Source organism: Pseudomonas sp. M5, assembly GCF_016907075.1.
GTDB lineage: Bacteria > Pseudomonadota > Gammaproteobacteria > Pseudomonadales > Pseudomonadaceae > Aquipseudomonas > Aquipseudomonas putida_E.
Genome location: NZ_JAFBBH010000001.1, coordinates 3335323 through 3350997, shown reverse-complemented (window position 1 = coordinate 3350997; position 15675 = coordinate 3335323). Strand labels below are relative to the sequence as shown.

14 protein-coding genes and 1 tRNA gene are annotated in these 15675 nt (G+C 62.6%); 7 read left to right on the top strand and 8 right to left on the bottom strand.

The genetic code is table 11. The features are described 5' to 3' along the window. Window positions 1–75: 75 nt before the first annotated feature. The 5 genes from ppk2 to JOE27_RS15300 all read right to left on the bottom strand — a co-directional run bounded on the left by ppk2 (window position 76) and on the right by JOE27_RS15300 (window position 4999). Window positions 76–1065, bottom strand: coding sequence for a polyphosphate kinase 2 (ppk2, locus tag JOE27_RS15320; protein ID WP_046788297.1), 990 nt, complete (start codon window positions 1063–1065; stop codon window positions 76–78). A gap of 191 nt (window positions 1066–1256) precedes the next feature. After that, window positions 1257–1332 (bottom strand) — tRNA-Phe (locus tag JOE27_RS15315). Between the two features lie 90 nt (window positions 1333–1422). Next, on the bottom strand, window positions 1423–1695 hold the full coding sequence (locus JOE27_RS15310; RefSeq protein ID WP_012316680.1) for an oxidative damage protection protein: 273 nt from the start codon (window positions 1693–1695) through the stop codon (window positions 1423–1425). Next, window positions 1692–2759, bottom strand: coding sequence for an A/G-specific adenine glycosylase (gene mutY, locus JOE27_RS15305; RefSeq protein WP_204919131.1), 1068 nt, complete (start codon window positions 2757–2759; stop codon window positions 1692–1694). Before mutY ends, JOE27_RS15310 begins: the two co-directional genes overlap by 4 nt. Continuing rightward, window positions 2756–4999, bottom strand: a complete 2244-nt coding sequence (locus tag JOE27_RS15300; protein ID WP_046788300.1) for an AsmA family protein — start codon at window positions 4997–4999, stop codon at window positions 2756–2758. Before JOE27_RS15300 ends, mutY begins: the two co-directional genes overlap by 4 nt. A gap of 370 nt (window positions 5000–5369) precedes the next feature. Between JOE27_RS15300 and JOE27_RS15295 the strand changes: the two genes are divergently transcribed. The 6 genes from JOE27_RS15295 to hisF all read left to right on the top strand — a co-directional run bounded on the left by JOE27_RS15295 (window position 5370) and on the right by hisF (window position 10386). Beyond that, on the top strand, window positions 5370–7028 hold the full coding sequence (locus tag JOE27_RS15295) for an OFA family MFS transporter (protein ID WP_012316677.1): 1659 nt from the start codon (window positions 5370–5372) through the stop codon (window positions 7026–7028). Between the two features lie 233 nt (window positions 7029–7261). Beyond that, entirely contained in the window at window positions 7262–7855 is a 594-nt protein-coding gene (hisB, locus tag JOE27_RS15290) for an imidazoleglycerol-phosphate dehydratase HisB (RefSeq protein WP_012316676.1), read from the top strand. Then, a complete protein-coding gene (hisH, locus tag JOE27_RS15285; protein ID WP_012316675.1) occupies window positions 7856–8494 on the top strand; it encodes an imidazole glycerol phosphate synthase subunit HisH in 639 nt (212 codons plus the stop codon). After that, complete coding sequence (locus JOE27_RS15280) at window positions 8495–8755, top strand: DUF2164 domain-containing protein (protein WP_119687914.1); 261 nt, start codon at window positions 8495–8497, stop codon at window positions 8753–8755. A 112-nt stretch (window positions 8756–8867) separates the two neighbouring features. Then, window positions 8868–9605 carry a 1-(5-phosphoribosyl)-5-[(5-phosphoribosylamino)methylideneamino]imidazole-4-carboxamide isomerase gene (gene hisA / locus JOE27_RS15275; protein WP_012316673.1) on the top strand — a complete coding sequence of 246 codons (738 nt, stop codon included), beginning with the start codon at window positions 8868–8870 and terminating at the stop codon, window positions 9603–9605. A 10-nt stretch (window positions 9606–9615) separates the two neighbouring features. After that, on the top strand, window positions 9616–10386 hold the full coding sequence (gene hisF / locus JOE27_RS15270; RefSeq protein ID WP_012316672.1) for an imidazole glycerol phosphate synthase subunit HisF: 771 nt from the start codon (window positions 9616–9618) through the stop codon (window positions 10384–10386). A 115-nt stretch (window positions 10387–10501) separates the two neighbouring features. On the opposite strand, the gene choV is transcribed toward hisF, so the two are convergent. From choV to JOE27_RS15255, 3 genes are all read right to left on the bottom strand, one after another. Then, a complete protein-coding gene (choV, locus tag JOE27_RS15265) occupies window positions 10502–11680 on the bottom strand; it encodes a choline ABC transporter ATP-binding protein (RefSeq protein WP_046788302.1) in 1179 nt (392 codons plus the stop codon). Continuing rightward, a complete protein-coding gene (gene choW / locus JOE27_RS15260) occupies window positions 11677–12525 on the bottom strand; it encodes a choline ABC transporter permease subunit (RefSeq protein ID WP_177010808.1) in 849 nt (282 codons plus the stop codon). The genes choV and choW overlap by 4 nt, the downstream gene beginning before the upstream one ends. An 81-nt stretch (window positions 12526–12606) precedes the next feature. Continuing rightward, on the bottom strand, window positions 12607–13554 hold the full coding sequence (locus JOE27_RS15255) for a choline ABC transporter substrate-binding protein (protein ID WP_046788304.1): 948 nt from the start codon (window positions 13552–13554) through the stop codon (window positions 12607–12609). Window positions 13555–13995: 441 nt separating this feature from the next. On the opposite strand from JOE27_RS15255, the gene JOE27_RS15250 reads away from it, so the two are divergent. Continuing rightward, window positions 13996–15372 carry an L-serine ammonia-lyase gene (locus tag JOE27_RS15250; RefSeq protein WP_115273097.1) on the top strand — a complete coding sequence of 459 codons (1377 nt, stop codon included), beginning with the start codon at window positions 13996–13998 and terminating at the stop codon, window positions 15370–15372. Window positions 15373–15675 lie beyond the last annotated feature (303 nt).

The window sequence follows — 15675 nt, the reverse complement described above, 5'->3', positions numbered from 1 at the left end:
GAATCGCACTTGCCGAGCAAACCCAAGCGTTGCTAGCGCCCAGCAGACCGGAGCACCCCTTGCAGGCCCCGGCCTTCAACTGTCGAGCGCAGGCCCTTCATCCTCCTCGAACCCGCGCGAAGCCCGGCCAACCAGCAAGTCATCCGGCGCGTACGCCACGCTGGGGTCCTTGCCCGGGTAATCCAGCGAATGCAGGAAATGCCGGATGCAGTTGATCCGTGCGCGCTTCTTGTCATCGGACTTGATCACCGTCCACGGTGCGTCGCCAGTGTCGGTGTGGAAGAACATTGCCTCCTTGGCGGCGGTGTAGTCCTCCCATTTATCCAGCGACTTGATGTCGATGGGCGAGAGCTTCCAGTGCTTGAGCGGGTCGTCCCGGCGCGAGATGAAGCGGCGCAACTGCTCTTCACGGTTCACCGAGAACCAGTACTTGAACAGCAGGATGCCGCTGTTGCACAGCATGCGCTCCAGGTCTGGCGCCTGGCGCATGAACTCCAGGTACTGCAGCGGTGTGCAGAACTCCATCACCTTCTCGACCCCGGCGCGGTTGTACCAGGAGCGGTCGAAGAACACCATTTCACCGGCCGTGGGCAGGTGCTGGATATAGCGCTGGAAATACCACTGGCCCTTTTCCTGCTCGGAAGGCTTCTCCAGCGCGACGATGCGCGCACCCCGCGGGTTCAGGTGCTCCATGAAGCGCTTGATGGTGCCGCCCTTGCCTGCCGCATCCCGCCCTTCGAACAGCACTACCACGCGCTGGCCGGTGTCCTTGACCCAGCTTTGTACCTTCAGCAGCTCGATCTGCAGCGCGTGCTTGGCCTTCTCGTATTCCTGGCGGCGCATGCGGGTCGGGTAGGGGTAGCTCGCCGGCAGGCGGGCAGAGGTGCTGTCCTCGTTGCTGCCTTTCGGCGCGCTGGCCACTTCCAGTGCTGCGGGTTCCTGGCTGACCTGGGTGATGGATGGCTCAGGTTTGCGCTGACGGGCGCGGCGGGCCCGAGGCTTTGGTGTGGTGCTGGGCGTCGGTTCGGCGGGGGCGGGGAGCAGTAGGGGGGATTCTTCGCTCATGGAGGTCCTTGCGAGGTCGATTCGAATGTTCGCCTGCAATTGTGGGTTTGAGCGAGAGGGGGTTAGTTGATGCGGGTCAACTATACGGGGTAGGCATAACAGGATGAGAAATCCCAGACAACAAAAAACCCGCACTAGGCGGGTTTCTTGTTGTCGCTTCGGGTAACTTTGCAACCACCAGAAGCTGAAGGTGGTGCCCAGAGACGGAGTCGAACCGCCGACACGAGGATTTTCAATCCTCTGCTCTACCGACTGAGCTATCTGGGCGACGAGGTGAATTAAATAGATTTCCAGACCGCTCGTCAACGACTTTTTGAAAAAATTTTAAATTAATTCCGTCGCTTACGATTTTTGGGGTCATTCGGCCGGTGGAACGTAACCTTCCGCCTGCGCGTAATCTTCGCCGGCGAAAAACTTGTCCATCTCGCCCTGAAGGTACTTGCGGTCCTCGGCGTTCATCATGTTCAGGCGCTTCTCGTTGATCAGCATGGTCTGGTGCTTCTGCCAGTCGGCCCAGGCTTGCTGCGAGATGTGCTCGAAGATGTCCTGGCCCTTGGCGCCGGGGTAAGGCGGGCGCTCCAGGCCTGGCAGTTGTTCTTTGTATTTGCGGCACATCACGGTGCGGGTCATCGGGCATCTCCTGCAATCAGTTCGTCGGCCGCGCGTTTGAGCAGCTTTTTGACCGGGGCGGCGAGGCCCAGGCGCGGCGGGGTGGCGAGGTTATACCAGAGCCAGTCGGCCTCGGCCACGTGCTGGCCGACCGGGTCGACACGCACCAGCCAAGGCTCGATCGCCAGCTGGAAATGGCTGAAGGTATGGGTCAGGCCGTCCAGCGCGCGGCTTTCGGCCAGGCGCAGGCCATGCTGGTAGGCCAGGTCATCGAGCTGCTCGATGGCGTCCAGCTCGGGCAGGCTCCACAGGCCACCCCAGAGGCCGCTGGACGGGCGGCGGTAAAGCAGGATGGCGCCTTCATGGTTGGCCAACAGCGGCATCAGGGTGCGCCGCTGGGGCAGGGCCTTGCGCGGTTTGGGCTCGGGGTAGCGCGTTTCCTCGCCGTGCAAGTGCGCTTCGCAGCTGCTGCGCACGGGGCACAACAGGCAACTCGGCTTGCTGCGGGTGCACAGCGTGGCGCCCAGGTCCATCATCGCCTGGGTGTAGTGGTTGGCGCGCTGTTGCGGGGTAAAGCGCTCGGCAGTGGCCCACAGGGCATTGGCCACCTTCGGTTCGCCCGGGTAGCCGGCTTGGGCGGTAAAGCGGGCCAGCACGCGTTTGACATTGCCGTCCAGGATCGGCGCACGGATACCCATGCTGATGCTGGCAATGGCACCGGCGGTGGAGCGGCCGATACCTGGCAGCTCGGTAAGCTGTTCGACACTGCGCGGGAACTCGCCGCCGTGTTGCTCGACGACGATCCTGGCGGCCTTCTGCAGGTTGCGTGCGCGGGTGTAGTAACCCAGGCCGGTCCACAGGTGCAGCACTTCGTCTTCCGGGGCGTCGGCCAGCGCCTGCACGGTGGGCAGGGCCTGCATGAAGCGGTCGAAGTAGTTCAGCACGGTGCTGACCTGGGTCTGTTGCAGCATGATTTCCGACACCCACACCCGGTAAGGGTTGATGCCCTGTTGCCAGGGCAGGTCGTGTCGGCCGTGCTGGTCGTACCAGTCCAGCACGGCGCTGGAGAACTGCGCAGGGCTCATCGCTTGAACAGCCCCTTGAGCGCGTCTTTCAATTCTGGGCTCACTTTGTCTCCGAGTTTTTCATCGAGCTTTTCATCGATCTTGTCTTTGAGGCGGTTGCCGGCCAGTTTGGCGGCAACCTTGCCCAGGCCGTCCTGGTCCAGGCGGCAGGCCTTGGCGCCAAGCTCCAGCGGGCCACGGCAACGCAGCGGCAGTTCGACGCCGACGTAACGCTCGTTGACCTGGCACGCCGGGTCGGGCATGGCACGCTGGTCACCTTCGACGATCACGCCGACGTTGTAGTCCATGCCCAGCACGCGCAGGTCGAGGTCGCCGTGGCCGTTGACGGTAAGGCCTGGGATGCGCGCCTTGAGGTCCGGGTTGCTGGCCACGCCGTTGCGCACCACCAGGCTGCCGCGCAGTTCTTCGAACGGCGTGTCCTTGCCGCGTGGCTCGCCGCTGAGCGTCTTGCGGTTGAGGGTGGCGATGGCCTGGCAGAGCTGCTGTTCCAGGTTGGCGTTGACCAGCACGCCGTCGTTGATGGTGAAGTTTGCGTTGCCGTTGAGGGTGTCCACCAGTGCCTTCTGGCTGTTACCGGTGGCTGTCAGGTCGCTGGTCAGGGTCAGCAGGCCTTTGACCGGCGGGGCCTGGTCTTTGTCTTCAGCCTTGATGAAGTGCTCCACCGGCACGCGGTTGATCTTGGTATTGACGCCGATCTGCGGCACGGCTGGGCGCACATCTACGGTGCCCTTGGCTTCGAAACTGCCGTCGTAAAGGCCACCGCGCAAGGTTTGCAAGGTGATCAGGCCGCCCTGGCCGTTCGCTTGCAGCTGCGCGTCGCTGATCGGCAGCTTGTCCAGGGTCAACGAGCCGAAGGCCAGGTCGGCCTGCAGGTCGAGCGTGCGAAGTCGGTCCACCGGCAGCAGCTTGTCGTTGCTCCAGGCAACCTGGGTGGGCGCGTTTGGCAGCGGCGAACTGCCGGCACCGGCGATGGCGCTGGCTTCCTGTTGCTTGACCTCGTTCTGGCGCGCTGCGGTGGCACCCTTGGCTGCTTCGCTCTTGGCCGGCATGTAGCGGTCGGCGTCGAACTTGTCGGCCTTGAGCTGCACGCGCAGGGCTTGCTTGGCAAAGTCCTCGACGGCAACGCGGCCGCTGAAGGTGCTGTCGTCGAGTTTTACGGCGAGGTCTTCCAGGGCCAGGCTGCTTGGCGTGCCCTGCAGGCGGCTGACCAGCTCCAGCTTGTTGAAGGCGGCGGGGTCGTTGGTGGCCGGCAGCGGATGGCCGACGCCATCGAGGAAGGTGCGCAGGTCGAACTGGGCGATGGACAGCCCACCGCTGAGCTGCGGCGTCTTGTCCAGGTCGCGCAGGTTCAGCTCGCCAAGGGCGCGCAGCTGGTTGGCCGAGATTTTCAGGCCATTCCAGGAGGCGACGTTGGCTGCCATGTCGACCAACAGCTGGCCTTGGGCCGCGAAGGTCATGGTCTTGCCGGCCAGAGGCTCGCCCGAGGTTTCGCCAGACAGGCGCATGTCCTCGAAGTTGTAGCGCTTGAGCTTGCGGTCAAAGCGCAGCTCGCCGGCAAGTTCGGTGCGTGCCTTCATGTTCGGCTGGCTGGCGCTGAGGAAGGCGCTGGCCTTGAGCGGGATGTTCGCGCCCTCGTGAATCGGGCCGGTGCTCAGCTGGATGCTTTCGGCGCTGTAGCTCTGGCCGGTCTTGGCATCGCTGAAGTGCACGCGGGCGTTGTTCACGGTCAGGCTGTCGATGTCGAGCTTGACCGCACGTTCGCTGCTGCCCTCTGCAGGTGCGCCGGGCTGCTCGGCAGGCGCAGGTGCACTGGCGGTTGGGTCGGTTTGCGCAGGCAGCGGCTTGCCGATGTCTTCCCAGTTGCCATGGCCCTGTTCATCACGGTTCAGGGTCAGGTTGAGGCCTTCGACGCGCACATCGCTCATCTGCACTTCACGGCGCAGCAGGGGCAGCACGCGTACCGACAGGCCAAGCATCTGCAAGTCGGCGAACGGTTCCTTGGGCTTGTTCAGGGTGGCGATGCTGGCTTCGTGAAGCTCCAGGCCCAGCCACGGGAACAGGCTCCAGCCGATGTCGCCATTGAGGGTCAGCTCGACGTGGGCCTTGTCGCGCGCCAACTGGCGGATCTCGTCTTTGTAGTCGTTGGGATCGAAGAGGTGGGTCAGGGCGAAGCCCAGCGCCACGATGATCAGCAGCAACCCGAGAAGCCCCAGTCCCAGGAGTTTGCCGAACGCTTTCATGGGCGAGTCCTTGTAGTCCGTATTTGATTTTCAAGCGCCAGAGTATAGCGCCGCAGTGGTATGCCCAGAGTATTCGACAAGAGATACAGAGCATTTCCTACCAATTGATCAGGTGTTGTGGCTTTCGACAGTTGTGGTTTGGGCAGTTCCTTTTTGCTGGCTTGGCAGCAATACCGATTCAGCCGGGCAAAAAATAACGATATCAGATTGCTTTCATGTCATAGGCGAACTGGTACTCTTTCGCCGCCTGCGAAGCGGCCGCGACGTATTGTCGCGGGACGTTGCCCTGAAACGGCCGAGCCTTACGTGCAACCAGAAGAGCCGGGCATTCAATGCGCACGCATCGTCTACCTACATAAGGATCACATCCATGAACAGCAGTATCACGGCAGGAGCAGTGGCCAGCGCGCCAAGCTTCCTGTCGAAGGAGCGCATCATCGCCCGCCCGGGCTTCAACCGCTGGTTGGTACCCCCGGCCGCGTTGGCCATCCACCTGTGCATCGGCATGGCCTACGGTTTTTCCGTCTTCTGGCTGCCGCTGTCCCAGGCCATCGGCATCACGGCCCCGGTAGCGTGCTCGGCGGACATGGGCTTCATTGCCCGCATGTTCAGCGCCGAGTGCGACTGGCCCATTTCCATGCTGAGCTGGATCTACACCCTGTTCTTCGTGTTCCTCGGTTGCTCGGCAGCGGTGCTGGGCGGTTGGCTGGAACACGCCGGGCCGCGCAAGGCTGGCCTGGTGTCGGCCCTGTGCTGGTGCGGCGGCATGCTGATTTCGGCAATTGGCGTGAAGACCCACCAGCTATGGCTGATGTGGCTGGGCTCCGGCGTGATCGGCGGTATTGGCCTGGGCCTGGGCTACATCTCGCCGGTTTCGACCCTGATCAAGTGGTTCCCGGACAAGCGCGGCATGGCCACTGGCATGGCGATCATGGGCTTTGGCGGCGGCGCCATGGTCGGTGCACCGTTGGCCACTGCGCTGATGGGGCACTTCGGCAATGAGCATGAAGTGGGTGTGTGGCAGAGCTTCGTGGTGATGGCGGCGATCTACTTTGTGTTCATGACCGCAGGCGCCCTGGCGTACCGCGTGCCGCCGACCGGCTGGAAGCCTGAAGGCTGGACCGCGCCGGTGAAGAAAGCCAATGCGATGGTCACCGACCGTCACGTGCACGTCAGCGTTGCCTGGAAAACCCCGCAGTTCGCGCTGATCTGGCTGGTGCTGTGCCTGAACGTTTCTGCGGGCATCGGCATCCTGGGCATGGCGTCGCCACTGCTGCAGGAAGTGTTTGCCGGCAAACTGCTGGGCAACGAGCTGAGCTTCAGCGAGCTGAACGCTGCACAATTGGCGCAGATTGCCGCCATTGCCGCTGGCTTCACCGGCCTGCTGAGCCTGTTCAACATCGGTGGGCGGTTCTTCTGGGCATCGTTCTCGGACTACATCGGCCGCAAGAACACCTACTTCGCCTTCTTCGCCTTGGGTGTGGGCCTCTACAGCCTGGTACCGAACATGGGCCACCTGGGCAACGTGGCACTGTTCGTAGCGGCGTTCTGCATCATCCTGTCCATGTACGGCGGTGGTTTCGCAACGGTGCCGGCCTACCTGGCCGACCTGTTCGGTACGCAGATGGTCGGTGCCATCCACGGTCGCCTGTTGACGGCCTGGGCCGCTGCCGGCGTGCTGGGCCCGGTGCTGATCACTTACCTGCGTGAGTACCAGTTGGCGGCGGGTGTGGAGCGTGCGGCGGCTTATGACATGACCCTGTACATCCTCGCTGGCCTGCTGGTGCTGGGCTTCGTCTGCAACCTGCTGGTGCGCCCGGTGGCCGACAAGCACTTCATGAGCGATGCCGAGCTTGCGGCCGAGCGTGCCCTGAGCCACGACAAAGGTGCCGACGGCGCGCGTTCGCTGGAGTGGCATGCTGCGCCTGGCAGCCTGCCGCTGGTGCTGATCGCTTGGGCGGTGGTGGTGATTCCGCTGGCCTGGGGGGTGTGGATTACCCTGCAGAAGACGGCGGTGTTGTTCCACTGAGGTGCATCACAGCCAGCTGACTGGCTGGCTGTGATGGCCTCATCGCCGGCAAGCCGGCTCCTGCAAGCTTCTCCACCAAGCATGAGTTTTGGGGAGGCCTCTGGGGGCCGGCTTGCCGGCGATCGGGCTGCAGAGCAGCCCCTTGCAATGCCATATGTCATCCGCGTTCCAAGCGTGAGCGTTCTGGGCCTATAATGGAGCCCTTTTCGCCCAATGATTTTGCGGAGCTGGTGATGGTCGAACGTAAGGCTTCCGTCGAGCGCAATACCCTGGAAACCCAGGTCAAGTGCTCGATCAACCTCGATGGCAGTGGCAAGGCCCGATTCGATATCGGCGTGCCTTTCCTTGAACACATGCTCGACCAGATTGCCCGACACGGGCTGATCGATCTGGATATCGAGTGCAAGGGTGACCTGCATATCGACGATCACCATACCGTCGAAGACGTCGGTATCACGCTGGGCCAGGCATTCGCCCAGGCCATCGGTGACAAGAAAGGCATCTTCCGTTACGGCCATGCCTATGTGCCGCTGGACGAAGCGCTGTCGCGTGTGGTCATCGACTTCTCCGGCCGCCCAGGCCTGCAGATGCACGTGCCGTACACCCGCGCCACCGTTGGCGGCTTCGATGTCGACCTGTTCCAGGAGTTCTTCCAGGGCTTCGTCAACCATGCCTTGGTTACCCTGCACATCGACAACCTGCGTGGCCACAACACCCACCACCAGATCGAAACCGTGTTCAAGGCCTTTGGTCGTGCCCTGCGCATGGCCGTGACCCAGGACGAGCGCATGGCCGGGCAGATGCCATCGACCAAGGGATGCCTGTAAATGCAGACGGTAGCCGTAATCGACTATGGCATGGGCAACCTGCACTCGGTGGCCAAGGCGCTCGAGCACGTCGGCGCCGGCAAGGTGCTGGTCACCAGTGATGCTGCGGTGATTCGCGAGGCTGACCGTGTGGTGTTCCCCGGCGTGGGCGCGATTCGCGACTGCATGGCCGAAATCCGCCGCCTGGGCTTCGACAGCCTGGTGCGTGAAGTCAGCCAGGACCGGCCGTTCCTGGGCATCTGTGTCGGCATGCAGGCGCTGCTGGACCACAGCGAAGAAAACGACGGTGTCGACTGCATCGGCCTGTTCCCTGGCCAGGTGCGCTTCTTCGGTAAAGACCTGCAGGAAGGTGGTGAGCACCTGAAAGTGCCGCACATGGGCTGGAACGAAGTCACCCAGGCCGTCGACCACCCGCTGTGGCACGACATCTCTGATCGTGCGCGCTTCTATTTTGTGCACAGCTACTACATCAATGCCGGCAAGCCGGGCCAGGTGGTCGGTCGCGGCCATTATGGCGTCGACTTCGCTGCCGCGCTGGCCGAGGGTTCGCGCTTTGCCGTGCAGTTCCACCCGGAGAAGAGCCATACCCATGGCCTGCAGCTGCTGCAGAACTTCGTCGCCTGGGACGGGCGCTGGTAAATGAGCAGGTCGAAGATCAAGGCCCCCGTCATCACCCTGGCCCCCGAGCAGGAGCGCGAAGCGCTCGACACCCTCAAGCGCTTCCTCGAAGACCGCTTCGAGCTGCAGCTGGGGTCGTTCGAGGTGGCCGAGGTCCTCGACGTGTTCAGCAAAGAGATTGCACCCCATTACTACAACAGGGCGATTGCCGATGTTCAGCTGCACCTCAAGGAGCGGTTCGAGAGCATCGAGAGCGACCTGTGGGCGTTGGAAAAAAGCTGAAAGCTTCAAGCCTCAAGCTGCAAGCCAAAGCTGGACCGCCATCGAAAACACGACGCGCATGCTTGCAGCTTGTCGCTTGCAGCTTGCCGCTTGAATTGACGAAGGAAAGAGCATGCTGATTATCCCCGCTATCGATCTGAAGGACGGTGCCTGCGTGCGCCTGCGCCAGGGCCGCATGGAAGACTCCACGGTATTTTCCGACGACCCGGTGAGCATGGCCGCCAAGTGGGTCGAGGGTGGTTGCCGCCGCCTGCACCTGGTCGACCTCAACGGCGCCTTCGAAGGCCAGCCGGTCAACGGTGAGGTGGTCACCGCCATCGCCAAGCGTTACCCGAACCTGCCGATCCAGATCGGCGGCGGCATCCGGTCGCTGGAAACCATCGAGCACTACGTCAAGGCCGGCGTCAGCTATGTGATCATCGGCACCAAGGCAGTCAAGCAGCCAGAGTTCGTCGCCGAAGCGTGCAAGGCCTTCCCCGGCAAGGTCATCGTCGGCCTGGACGCCAAGGACGGTTTCGTCGCCACCGACGGCTGGGCTGAAGTGAGCTCGGTGCAGGTCATCGACCTGGCCAAGCGTTTCGAGGCCGATGGCGTCTCGGCGATCGTCTACACCGACATCGCCAAGGACGGCATGATGCAGGGTTGCAACGTGCCATTCACCGCAGCGCTGGCAGCGGCCACCTCGATCCCGGTGATCGCCTCGGGCGGCATCCACAACCTGGGTGACATCAAGACCCTGCTGGACGCCAAGGCCCCAGGCATCGTAGGTGCCATCACTGGCCGTGCCATCTACGAAGGCACCCTCGATGTCGCCGAGGCCCAGGCCTTCTGCGACAACTACAAAGGCTGAGGACTGAACCATGGCACTGGCCAAGCGCATCATCCCTTGCCTGGACGTGGACAACGGCCGGGTGGTCAAGGGCGTCAAGTTCGAGAACATTCGTGATGCCGGCGACCCGGTGGAAATTGCCCGTCGCTACAACGAGCAGGGTGCCGACGAAATCACCTTCCTCGACATCACCGCCAGCGTCGATGGCCGCGACACCACCCTGCATACCGTCGAGCGCATGGCCAGCCAGGTGTTCATCCCGCTGACCGTGGGCGGTGGCGTGCGTACCGTGCAGGACATCCGCAACCTGCTCAATGCCGGTGCCGACAAGGTTTCGATCAACACCGCTGCGGTGTTCAACCCAGAGTTCGTGGGTGAGGCTGCCGACCGTTTCGGTTCGCAGTGCATCGTGGTGGCCATCGATGCCAAGAAGGTGTCAGCGCCCGGTGAAGCGCCGCGCTGGGAAATCTTCACCCATGGCGGGCGCAAGCCGACCGGGCTGGACGCCGTCGAGTGGGCGAAGAAGATGGAAGGCCTGGGGGCCGGTGAGATCCTGCTGACCAGCATGGACCAGGACGGCATGAAGAACGGTTTTGACCTGGGTGTGACCCGCGCCATCAGCGATGCGCTGGGCATTCCGGTGATCGCATCGGGTGGTGTGGGTAACCTGCAGCACCTGGCTGACGGGATTCTGGAAGGGCATGCCAGCGCGGTGCTGGCGGCGAGCATCTTCCACTTCGGTGAGTACACGGTGCCGGAGGCCAAGGCCTACATGGCTGCACGCGGTATCGTCGTTCGCTGATGGATTGTTGGGAGGGCTTTGCCCTCCTTTCGCGACACAAGGCCGCGCCTACAGATACGCCTTTTGTAGGAGCGGCCTTGTGTCGCGAAAGGGCCGCACAGCGGCCCCAGTTGCATCACCCGTGGTTCTTCCCAAGCAGCGCGTGGTAAAGCTCGGTATCCCCAAGTATCCCCACCACCTTGTCGTTATCCTGCAGCACCAGCTTGTTGCCGGTCTGGTAACGGATCTGCAGCGCTTCGCGCATGCCGATATCGGCATTGACCAGCGTAGGCCGGCGTTCCAGCAACTCGACATCCTCCCCTGGCGCCCAGTTCTGCAGGTCCAGCCCGTTCTGCCCCTGGCGTGCACGCTTGAGCGAGCCGCCTTCGCCCAGGTCCAGCCACGAGTCGATGCCTGGGTCCAGGCACACCGAACCGTTGATTCGCTTGCAGTTGTCCAGGGTGCGCATCAGGCTGCGGCCGCACAGTACGTTCAGCGGGTTGGTGTGGGCCACGAAGGTGCGCACATACTCGTCCGCCGGGTTGAGCACGATCTCCTCGGGCTTGCTGTACTGGATGATCCGCCCGTCCTTCATGATGGCGATGCGGCTGCCCAGCTTGAGCGCTTCGTCCAGGTCGTGGCTGACGAACACGATGGTCTTGTTGAGCTTGCGCTGCAGCTCCAGCAACTCGTCCTGCAAGCCCTGGCGGATCAGCGGGTCGAGGGCCGAGAACGGTTCGTCCATCAGCAGGATGTCGGCGTCCATGGCCAGCGCCCTAGCCAGGCCCACGCGCTGCTGCATGCCGCCGGAGAGTTCGTCCGGCTTCTTGTTGCGCCACTGGGTCAACCCCACCAGCTCGAGCTTCTCGTCCACCAGCTTGCGCCGTTCCTTTTCAGGGCGGCCCTGCATTTCCAGGCCAAAGCTGATGTTCTCGCGCACCGTCAGCCAGGGCATCAGGGCGAACTTCTGGAACACCATGGCGATGCGCTTGGTGCGCATCATCTTGAGCTCCGCCGGGGTGCAGTGGGCAATGTCGATGTGCTGGCCTTCGTGCTCGACGAACAGCTTGCCGCGGCTGACGGTGTTCAGGCCGTTGATGCAGCGCAGCAGGCTCGACTTGCCCGAACCGGACAAGCCCATCAGCACACAGATCTCGCCCTTGTTGATGTCCAGGTTGGCCTTTTCGACGCCGACCACAAGGCCGGTCTGCTTGAGGATCTGCTCGCGGGTCTTGCCCTGGTCGAGTAGTGCCAGGGCCTCGCGCGGCTTGTTGGAGAAGATGACGTCGACGTCTTCGAAACGAATGATGCTCATGCTTCACCCCTTGCCGTGACTTCCGGTTGCTTGCAGATACGGTCGAGCATGATGGCCAGCAGTACGATCGCCAGGCCCGCTTCGAAGCCCAGGGAAATATCGGCGGTGTTCAGTGCGTTGACCACGGGTTTGCCCAGGCCGTCGGCACCCACCAGGGCGGCGATCACCACCATCGACAGCGACAGCATGATGCACTGGGTGACACCGGCGGCGATGCTGGGCATCGCGTGGGGCAGTTCGATGCGGGTCAGCAACTGGCGCCGCGAGCAGCCGAAGGCCTTGCCGGCGTCCAGCAGCTCCTGCGGGACGTCACAGATGCCCAGGTAGGTCAGGCGAATCGGCGCGGCGATGGCGAACACCACCGTGGAGATCAGCCCAGGCACCACACCCAGGCCGAACAGGGTCAGGGTAGGGATCAGGTAAACGAAGGTCGGCACTGTCTGCATCAGGTCGAGCACCGGGCGCATCACGGTGTAGAACATCGGTTTATGCGCAGCGACGATACCCAGCGGCACGCCGATGGCCACACAGACCACGGTGGCAAAGGTGACTTGTGCCAGGGTTTCCATGGTCTCCTGCCAGTACCCCAGGTTGAGGATCAGCAGAAAGGAGAGGGCGACGAACACCGTCAGTGCCCATTTACGCTGGATCAGGTGCGCGAGGGCGGCGAACAGGGCGATGAGGACGAACGGGTTGAACCAGGTCAGGGTGCTGGTGACGCCATGGATCATGAATTCCAGGCCTTGGGCGATGGCGTCGAAGTAATCGGCGCCATTCTGGGTCAGCCATTCGACGAATGACGCGATGTACTGACCCAGGGGTATTTTCTGATCGATAAGCATGATAGCGAGCTTCCACCTGCAAAGATTGAAATCAGTCCGGGGCGAGCACGGTCCCGCCCCGCGGTGTTGCCTTGGCGTCTTGCGTTATTGCGTCAGTTTGGCTTTGGCCGCCTCAAGGCCGGGTTTGCCGTCCACGGTGGTCACCCCGGCGAGCCAGGCGTCCAGCTTGCCTGGGTTGTCCTTGAGCCACTTCTTGGCAGCTGCCTCGGGTTTCATCTTGTCGTCCAGGACATAGCCCATCATGGTGCTTTCATCCTTGAGCTCGAACGACAGGTTCTTGAGCAGTTGCCCTACGTTGCTGCACTCCTGCACATAGCCCTTGCGGGTATTGGTCAGCACGGTTGCCTTGCCCAATTCAGGGCCGAAAAAGTCGTCCCCGCCGGTCAGGTACTGCATCTTGAAGCGGGTGTTCATCGGGTGAGGTTCCCAGCCTAGGAACACGATCGCCTCCCCGCGCTTCTGCGACCTGTCGACCTGGGACAGCATGCCGGCCTCACTGGACTGCACGATCTTGAAACCGGCGTCCTTCAGGCCGAAGGCGTTCTTGTCGATCATGCTCTGGATGGTGCGGTTGCCGTCGTTGCCCGGTTCGATGCCGTAGATCTTGCCGTCCAGTTCCTTCTTGAACTTGGGAATGTCGGCAAAGTCCTTGAGGCCCTTGTCGTACAGCGACTGGGGCACGGCCAAGGTGTACTTGGCGTTTTCCAGGTTGGCGCGCACGGTTTCGACAGTACCGGCATCACGGTACTGCTTGATGTCGTTTTCCATGGTCGGCATCCAGTTGCCGAGAAACACGTCCAGGTCCTTGCCGGTGGCCAGCGACTTGTAGGTCACCGGTACCGAAATCATGGTGGTGTGGGTCTTGTAGCCCAGTGCTTCGAGCACAACGCTGGTGGTCGCGGTGGTTACCGTGATGTCGGTCCAGCCGACATCAGAAAAACGTACCGTCTGACACTGCTCGGGTTCTGCGGCCTGGGCCAGCAAGGGGGCGGACAGCAACGCGGCCAGCAACAGCGAGGGTGAACCTTTCATGGATGGACTCCTGTGATTTTATCTTCGGGTTCGCGAGGGCTGCCGGGCTTTCTCAGGGTCCGGTCAACCAGGCCTGCAGAGGGCAGGATGCGAGGCCGTGCAATACGAGTCGCTTTTGATAATCCACCAGCGCCGGGCAATCGCCTACTGGTGGGGTCGTAACCAGTACGGAACGGGTCGCTTTGAGTACTGGCGATGTCGCATATGGCTTTTTCCTCCCCTGCCTGCGTATTTTTCCGTCATCAGAGCGCCCGAAAGCGGCGCATATACAGCTCAAACAGCGCGGCGCTGCTGGACAAAAGTACGTCGGTTGCAGACGGCGAAGGGGGGCGTAAAAGCCCGATGATGCGTGCATTCGTGGCGGCTCGCAGCTTCAGCCTAGCAGTTGCCCCGCCCTGCGCATGGCGCGCAGAGACAAGCCCAGCAAGAGGTGTAGCGACAATGGCCATCAGCGTGTTCGACCTGTTCAAGATCGGAGTCGGGCCCTCCAGCTCCCATACCGTCGGCCCCATGCGTGCAGGCGCCCTGTTTGTCCAAGGGCTGCGTGAGCGCGGCGAGCTTGAGCAGGTGAAAAGGGTGCAGGTGCGGTTGTACGGTTCGCTGTCGGCCACCGGTATTGGCCACGGCTCTGACCACGCCACCATCATGGGCCTGATGGGCGAATGGCCGGACGCCATCGACCCGGCCCAGATCGTCCCACGCATCGCCGACCTGCGCGAAACCAACACCCTGAAGCTGGATAACCGGTTGCCCATCGAATTCGTCTGGGCCCGTGACATGCTGCTGCTGGACGAGAACCTGCCGTACCACCCCAATGCCATGACCCTGATCGCCGAAGGCGAGCAGGGCGAGCTGCACCGTGACACGTACTACTCGGTGGGAGGTGGTTTCGTGGTCGACGCCGCCCAGGCCGCCAGTGGTGTGCTGGATGCCGACCAGACGGTACTGCCGTACGATTTCAACAGTGCCGCAGAGCTGCTGCGCCTGTGCAAGCAAAACGACCTCAGCGTGTCGCAATTGATGATGGCCAACGAGAAGGTCTGGCGCAGCGAGCAAGAGATCCGCACCGGCCTGCACACGCTCTGGCAAGCCATGCAGGAATGCGTGCACAACGGCCTCAAGCATGAAGGCACGCTGCCCGGCGGGCTGAACGTGCGCCGCCGCGCGGCCAGGCTGCACCGCAGCCTGCAGGAGATCGGCAAGCCCAATGTGATCGGCTCGACAATGAGTGCCATGGAGTGGGTCAACCTGTTCGCCCTGGCGGTCAACGAAGAGAACGCCGCGGGCGGGCGCATGGTCACTGCGCCCACCAATGGCGCGGCTGGCATCATCCCGGCGGTGCTGCACTACTACATGCGCTTCAGCGATGAGGTCGACGAGTCCAACGTGGTCGACTTCTTCCTGGCCGCCGCCGCAGTGGGCATCCTTTGCAAAAAGAACGCATCGATTTCAGGTGCCGAAGTGGGTTGCCAGGGTGAGGTCGGGTCAGCGTGCGCCATGGCGGCGGCGGGCCTTGCCGAGGTGCTGGGGGCGACCCCGCCGCAGGTGGAGAATGCCGCCGAGATCGCCCTGGAGCACAACCTTGGCCTGACCTGCGACCCGGTCGGTGGCCTGGTGCAGGTGCCCTGCATCGAGCGCAACGCCATTGCGGCTGTAAAAGCCATCAACGCTGTGCAGATGGCTCTTCGCGGTGACGGCGAGCACTTCATCTCCCTGGACCAGGTGATCCGCACCATGCGCGACACCGGCGCCGACATGCATGACAAGTACAAAGAGACCTCGCGCGGCGGCCTGGCGGTCAGCGTCATCGAATGTTGATGCGCTGACTGTGCGCTACGCTCGTCAAGACGCCCCGTTTTGGGGCGTCTTCGCATCAGCCGATCGTCGGGTGTCGCGATCAGTGTCGCCATTGTCGGTGACACTAAACAGTGTCGTTTCTGGGCAACCTGCCTTGAGCGTGTCACCAATTTGCTCATAAGTGATACGCAAAGGCGCTGGCCCGCCGGTTTGAGTTTTTTACACAACCCGACCGCCGAGCCGGAATTGCTGAAAAAAGGCGTCGTTTTTGGGTTTTTTTGGATGGCCGTTCAATTTCAGGCACGGCCCTTGCGTTGAGATTGG

Coding starts and splice junctions, on each gene's coding strand:
- ppk2 (WP_046788297.1), bottom strand. CDS start 1,065: ATGAGCGAAGAATCCCCCCTACTGCTCCCCGCCCCCGCCGAACCGACG.
- JOE27_RS15310 (WP_012316680.1), bottom strand. CDS start 1,695: ATGACCCGCACCGTGATGTGCCGCAAATACAAAGAACAACTGCCAGGC.
- mutY (WP_204919131.1), bottom strand. CDS start 2,759: ATGAGCCCTGCGCAGTTCTCCAGCGCCGTGCTGGACTGGTACGACCAG.
- JOE27_RS15300 (WP_046788300.1), bottom strand. CDS start 4,999: ATGAAAGCGTTCGGCAAACTCCTGGGACTGGGGCTTCTCGGGTTGCTG.
- JOE27_RS15295 (WP_012316677.1), top strand. CDS start 5,370: ATGAACAGCAGTATCACGGCAGGAGCAGTGGCCAGCGCGCCAAGCTTC.
- hisB (WP_012316676.1), top strand. CDS start 7,262: ATGGTCGAACGTAAGGCTTCCGTCGAGCGCAATACCCTGGAAACCCAG.
- hisH (WP_012316675.1), top strand. CDS start 7,856: ATGCAGACGGTAGCCGTAATCGACTATGGCATGGGCAACCTGCACTCG.
- JOE27_RS15280 (WP_119687914.1), top strand. CDS start 8,495: ATGAGCAGGTCGAAGATCAAGGCCCCCGTCATCACCCTGGCCCCCGAG.
- hisA (WP_012316673.1), top strand. CDS start 8,868: ATGCTGATTATCCCCGCTATCGATCTGAAGGACGGTGCCTGCGTGCGC.
- hisF (WP_012316672.1), top strand. CDS start 9,616: ATGGCACTGGCCAAGCGCATCATCCCTTGCCTGGACGTGGACAACGGC.
- choV (WP_046788302.1), bottom strand. CDS start 11,680: ATGAGCATCATTCGTTTCGAAGACGTCGACGTCATCTTCTCCAACAAG.
- JOE27_RS15255 (WP_046788304.1), bottom strand. CDS start 13,554: ATGAAAGGTTCACCCTCGCTGTTGCTGGCCGCGTTGCTGTCCGCCCCC.
- JOE27_RS15250 (WP_115273097.1), top strand. CDS start 13,996: ATGGCCATCAGCGTGTTCGACCTGTTCAAGATCGGAGTCGGGCCCTCC.